The sequence below is a fragment of the Salipaludibacillus sp. CF4.18 genome (assembly GCF_051262595.1).
GTDB classification, from domain to species: Bacteria; Bacillota; Bacilli; order Bacillales; family Salisediminibacteriaceae; genus Salipaludibacillus; species Salipaludibacillus neizhouensis.
In genome coordinates this window covers 1-5,465 of sequence record NZ_JBIMEV010000102.1, presented here as the reverse complement: position 1 = coordinate 5,465, position 5,465 = coordinate 1, and the positions used below count along the sequence as shown (strand labels likewise).

At 35.7% G+C, this 5,465-nt stretch carries 9 protein-coding genes; 1 reads left to right on the top strand and 8 read right to left on the bottom strand.

Going from position 1 to position 5,465, the window contains the following annotated elements:
* The 6 genes from ACHABW_RS25180 to ACHABW_RS25155 form a co-directional block, all read right to left on the bottom strand.
* A partial coding sequence (locus tag ACHABW_RS25180; RefSeq protein ID WP_110936113.1) for a manganese catalase family protein occupies positions 1 to 567 on the bottom strand: 567 nt, incomplete at its 3' end.
* Positions 568 to 678: 111 nt separating this feature from the next.
* Positions 679 to 945 carry a spore coat protein CotJB gene (locus ACHABW_RS25175; protein ID WP_435759717.1) on the bottom strand — a complete coding sequence of 89 codons (267 nt, stop codon included), beginning with the start codon at positions 943 to 945 and terminating at the stop codon, positions 679 to 681.
* Positions 942 to 1,172: a spore coat associated protein CotJA gene (locus ACHABW_RS25170; RefSeq protein WP_435759715.1), complete on the bottom strand. Its 231-nt coding sequence runs from the start codon at positions 1,170 to 1,172 to the stop codon at positions 942 to 944. The genes ACHABW_RS25175 and ACHABW_RS25170 overlap by 4 nt, the downstream gene beginning before the upstream one ends.
* A 49-nt stretch (positions 1,173 to 1,221) precedes the next feature.
* Complete coding sequence (locus tag ACHABW_RS25165; protein ID WP_435759713.1) at positions 1,222 to 1,812, bottom strand: hypothetical protein; 591 nt, start codon at positions 1,810 to 1,812, stop codon at positions 1,222 to 1,224.
* Positions 1,776 to 2,099, bottom strand: a complete 324-nt coding sequence (locus ACHABW_RS25160) for an FAD-dependent oxidoreductase (RefSeq protein WP_435759721.1) — start codon at positions 2,097 to 2,099, stop codon at positions 1,776 to 1,778. The genes ACHABW_RS25165 and ACHABW_RS25160 overlap by 37 nt, the downstream gene beginning before the upstream one ends.
* A 137-nt stretch (positions 2,100 to 2,236) precedes the next feature.
* Positions 2,237 to 2,788, bottom strand: coding sequence for an NAD(P)/FAD-dependent oxidoreductase (locus ACHABW_RS25155; RefSeq protein WP_435759711.1), 552 nt, complete (start codon positions 2,786 to 2,788; stop codon positions 2,237 to 2,239).
* Positions 2,789 to 3,168: 380 nt separating this feature from the next.
* Here ACHABW_RS25155 and ACHABW_RS25150 point away from each other — a divergent pair, with 380 nt between their 5' ends.
* Positions 3,169 to 3,828, top strand: a complete 660-nt coding sequence (locus ACHABW_RS25150) for a haloacid dehalogenase type II (protein WP_435759709.1) — start codon at positions 3,169 to 3,171, stop codon at positions 3,826 to 3,828.
* 128 nt (positions 3,829 to 3,956) lie between these two features.
* On the opposite strand, the gene ACHABW_RS25145 is transcribed toward ACHABW_RS25150, so the two are convergent.
* Positions 3,957 to 4,355, bottom strand: a complete 399-nt coding sequence (locus ACHABW_RS25145) for a hypothetical protein (protein WP_435759707.1) — start codon at positions 4,353 to 4,355, stop codon at positions 3,957 to 3,959.
* A gap of 284 nt (positions 4,356 to 4,639) precedes the next feature.
* A complete protein-coding gene (locus ACHABW_RS25140; RefSeq protein ID WP_435759719.1) occupies positions 4,640 to 5,176 on the bottom strand; it encodes a ribonuclease H-like YkuK family protein in 537 nt (178 codons plus the stop codon).
* Positions 5,177 to 5,465: the final 289 nt, after the last annotated feature.

The following is a 5,465-nucleotide window of genomic DNA, read 5'->3' as shown; positions in this document are numbered from 1 at the left end:
AAATATTTTCTTTCTATCTCTTTCCTCAATAAGCATATCCACTGCTTCTCGAAAACGTTGAGAATGAACAATCTCTCTTTCTCTCAGAAAACGGAGGCTGTCATTTAATTGAACATCATCGGACATGTCTATGATCCATTGATAAGTAGCTCTTGCTTTTTCTTCCGCAGCAATATCTTCATATAAATCTGCAATCGGATCACCTTTAGCTTGAATATATGAAGCTGTAAAAGGGACTCCACTAGCATTTGTGTAGAATAAGGCATTATCATGATTAACATAATGATCCTCTATACCTGCAGCTTTGATTTGCTCTGGAGTGGCATCCTTCGTTAATTTATAGATCATCGTTGCAATCATCTCTAAATGAGCAAATTCTTCTGTTCCAATATCGGTTAATAATCCGATGACTTTATCGGGGATTGTGTACCTCTGATTTAAATATCTTAAAGCTGCGGCCAGTTCCCCATCTGCTCCCCCATACTGTTCGATTAAGTACTTAGCCAACCTCGGATTACATTCCGTCACTTTTACAGGATACTGCAGTTTCTTTTCATAAATCCACAAGTGAGTTTTCCTCCTTTTAACAAGAGATATCTACCTTTATACATTGAACCTTCAAGACCAGCCCTTCTAATGGCTGTAATGTGATGGAAGTTAGCTGCACAGTCTAGTAATCTAAATTTGCCATGGCCAAGGTGGGTCATCCCAATTCCAAGGATAGCCACTATAGCTATTCCCATATTGTTGTAAAGGGCCAAAAAGCTCTTCAAATTTAATCTTTAGCGTTTGTCTTGCGTGAGAATACTCATTGAATTGATTAATTGCATCGTAATCGTTTGGATGAGTATCCAAATAAAGGGTCAACTCTACTAAAACAAAGTCTACTGTTTGAAGTTCTTCCATCATGGTATAAAATTCATTAGGGAGTTGTTTTTGGGTCATTGATCTTCCCTCCCCTTTTCATTCCATCCGTAATAAGGGTCATAAAATATTTTCCATAAAGTACCGGCATAAAGAGCTTCTTGTGGTGTGAACTGCGGTAAATTTTCCGGTTGAAATCCTAAATAAAGCTGAGCAGGTGTGGAATACACCTTTTCCGTAACTGGTGGACAAGGATCAAAAGGACTCACATAGGGATAATATACTTTTCTCGTTGTAAAATCTTTCACGGATCACCCCTCCTTCAATTTATAGAACGCCATTATCTTAATATGCAGTTTACAGATGTCCTATGACGAGGTTCGGGTACAAAAAAACACAGAAGACTAATAATAAGTCTTCTGTGTTTCCTTGTACCGTTCGCTTTCGGTTAACGCTCGGGGAGGCTCCTCCTAGCATTTCACCTAAACCATTTAATATATTTTTTATCACCTTTGGCAACGAACCTTCAAACAGTTTTTTTCGCCAATATAAATCGGCTGTACTTTGAACTGCCGCAGCATGATTGGGATATGGGTGTATGACTTGGGATAAATCCCCTATCTTTTTTTTATACTGTTTAGCAAAGATAACCTCTTGCATAAAGTCCCCAGCTCCCTTACCAGTTGCATGAGCACCTAATATATAGCCCCGTTTATTCGTAAGTATTTTCACAAGTCCTTCCGTTTTATGGTCAGCGACAAAACGATCTACATTAGCTAGCGACACTTTGAAAACATCATACTTCAACTTTTTTTCTTGCAGTTCCTCTTCCGTATTACCGAGGTGAAACACTTCCGGATTCGTATAGATGACCCAAGGAGCATTCGTGTAATCAACTTTTCTCCTAAGTCCTAAAACCGCATTTTGAACGACAAGTTTTCCTTCCATCCCGGAATATGAGTAAAAGGTAATGTGCCATTAACGTCACCTATAGCATAAATTGATGGGATATTTGTCTGAAGCTTGTTGTTAACTGATATATGACCTGAATCTATTTGCTTCACGCCCGCGTTATCTAAATCTAGTTTATCCGAGTTGGGAGTTCTGCCTGTAGCTAGGAATATCTCGTCTGTCGTTAGCTCCTCCGTCGATCTATCTTTCTTTTGAATCGTTACTATTTTTTCCCCATGACTAGAGTGTACTTTGGTTACGGAAGCATTAAATACAAAAGAAATTTCTTTCTCTAATTCTATTTGGACGTTTTCTCTAATCTCCTTATCTTCTTGTTTAAATATGGATTTTTACATGTGTGTATCGTTTAACTGGAGTAGCCTTCATGTATGTATGAAGTTTATTTGAAGCATTTTTGCCTTCACTCTCTAATAGATTTGAAGCGTGTTATAATAGAAACGGGTGTTTCCAGTCCTTGTTTGTTCCTCCACGCTTGAATAGCCAGACTTATTTCACTGCCAGCAGCGCCGCCACCTACAATTACTGGTTTAGAAGCTGATCTTACTGCTTCAATCGTTTGCGTAAATCGATGATTCGGTTTAATGAACCTTGCATGAGTTTGAAAGTCAGGGTGATCATTCCCTAATGTTTCTGATCCTATATCAAAAGATACGACATCATACTTTATCAATTCACCATTTTTAGTGGTTAAAGAGTTCTCGTTTGGAGCGAGTTTAATAATGGAATCTCTGATAAATCGTACGTTGGCTCTTTCTGAGATTTTCTCTAAGTTAATTCGAATCTCTTCAGCATGATATAATCCCTCAGCGAATCCTGAGAACATTCCAGAGTAATAGTGATATGTACTAGGCGAAACTAAAAAGATTTCTATGGACTTGATAGGATCATTAATAAGTTGTTTCATAAAATAAAGGTGAACATGGCCGCCACCTACTAATAGGATTCTTTTCATACACTCATCCTTTCAATAAGAGTGCCCATTTTCAAGTTTATCCGTGCACTGTCTCATTAGCTTGCTATTACCTAAAGTATAGGATAATAAACAATGATGAATGTAAGCTATCATACACTGGAAAAAAAGTTAGACAAGTTTTCTTCACTTTTTCATCCATTTGCACTATGATTGGGTCAAAGATCGAACGATTTCGTAAATCGAGAGCTATTTGAAGAAGCTAAAGGCAATGGCTCTGTAGAGACTAGCAGTTCTAGAAGAGGTAAAGAATTGTTAGTGGGAAGATTCTGCTTGCCGCGAATGCAAGTGCGTCCCTATTCTTATTAAAACAATAGTATATAAGATCTCAGCCATAATTAATTATCGGAGGTTATTTAACTATGATAAAAACAATTGTATTTGATGCATACGGAACACTGTATGATGTCTATTCTATTGAGAAAAAATGTGAAATAGTTTTTCCAAACCTGGGTAAAAGGATAAGTGTTCTTTGGCGAGAAAAGCAAATTGAGTATTCATTTTTAAGACAGCTAACAGGAAATTACGTTCCTTTTTATACTGTAACTAAAGAAGCATTAAGATACGCTTGTAAAGCATGTGATGTGAGTCTTGATGAAGAGAAAGAAAGCATTCTTCTTAAAGAATACTTATCTTTGGATGTCTATCCAGAGGTAGAGAAAGTTCTTGAGCAAGTAAATAACAAACAATTGGTCATTTTTTCGAATGGTTCACGAGATATGTTGGAACCGTTAGTCAAACATTCGGTCTTAGCAGAACATATTCATCAAGTAATAAGTGTAGATGATCATAAACAATATAAGCCATGTGCAGCATCTTATTACCAAGTTTTGAAGAAACTCAGCCTTACCCGGGAAGAAGTACTGTTTGTGTCCTCAAATAGTTGGGATATTATTGGCGCTAAAACCTTTGGATTTAAAACATTATGGGTAAACCGAAAAGATGCCCCAACTGAGGAAATGGAAGTCAGACCGGATTATATAGCCAATGATATTAAGAAAATTAGTGAGATAGTGAATTAGTAATAATTGATCTCATGGAATATAAGATACAACATTAAAACTGCCTTGATAGTTAAAAACTCAAGGCAGTTTTTTAGTTAAGTGAATCTATTATTCTGGAAAAATACATTGTTATTAATAAACTAAGTTCAATATGCCGATGCGTTTTGTACGATTTCAATGTCTAGTTTTCCGTTTTCATCAACTGATTTTATTGTAATTTCAGCTTTACCAGAATATCCTTTTTCAAAATAGCCAATAACATATTCTGTGTGTAATTTTTCTTCCTTATCTTTATATTGTAGTTTCATCGCATTTTCAACAAAGGTCTCGGTCGGATTTACGTTAAGTTTATATACTTCCCCTTGTTCAACTGAAGGTACGATTATATCTGACTTTATATGATCATAAGTTAAGTATATACCTGATATATCTTTATTTGTTTGATTTATGACTTTAATATCAAACCCATCTTGGGCAAATATATATTTAGAAAGTCCTATAAAGCCTAGTAGCAGAATAGTTATTATTACTAAAAACTTTTTCATTGTGTTTCCCCTTAATTTACGGCTTTGTTATCAAAAAAATATTACTTTTTTAGAAAGTGAAATCTCAAAATATTTCCGATATCTGGAAAATGTTTTTAAGAAGCTAAAGGTGAGGACTCTAGCGGGAAAAGTAATCGTCTAATACCCTACTGCGGGGTTTTATCCAATACATGTCACCATGAAGAATAATACCATATTTATCAAAGTAAAAACACCCTTTTTACAAAAAGGTATCCCTTTAAACATTATTTAAAGCACTCTCCCTTTCATAGATCAAGCAGAATTTATTTTGTATATCTATTTGCATAACCACTAGCTACGAAGGAATCTGGTTTTATTTTCGGGTCCATACCTATCGATTCAATTCTTGATACCATTTCTCGAACATAAATTCTTGTTTTGTTTCTTTCTCCAGATCCAATGTCAATGTGCCCTTCAATGGTAAAGGACGATCCTTTGTAAATGTATGGTAAAACAATATTTATAAGTTCGTCTTTTCTTTCGGGTGTGAAAAGAGAAGCTACTTCCTCAGTTAAAGATGTCTCATATGATATTCTTTCATGTAAATTTGTCATTTTTCTAGAGACTACGTTTCTCCGTAGGCAGGCCCATGCGCCTTTTCCTTCTTGTTTAATAACAATCCCTGTAATATATCTTGTGCACCTAGGGTGAATTTGCGAATCCGTTCCTACCATCAACCGATAGTTTCCATTTGGATTTCGTTTCATAAAACGAACGATTCTGTTGAATACATGGTCGAAAGTCATACTTTTTTCTTGAGAGTTTTCAAATGAGTAGTTCAATACGGTTAAATTTTTCATCATAACTACACCTGCATCTTTCTTTTCAATAGGCTTTGTTACATGGAAGGCTGTTTTCGGCATTTTTGGCGTTGCAAACAAAAATCATTTGTTGTGGGGACGGACGAGTTTTCTACTGTTATTAAATGCTGACAGCATTCGGATTTAACAGAGCCTTTATATTATTATTAGATTAGCTTCAAGAGATGAATGAGCTCGTTTGAATTAGCCATACGTTATTTATATGCTTCTTCTAGCTGGAATTGACTACTGTTACAATTAAGAGAAAAAGACTACAAGGGTTTACCTT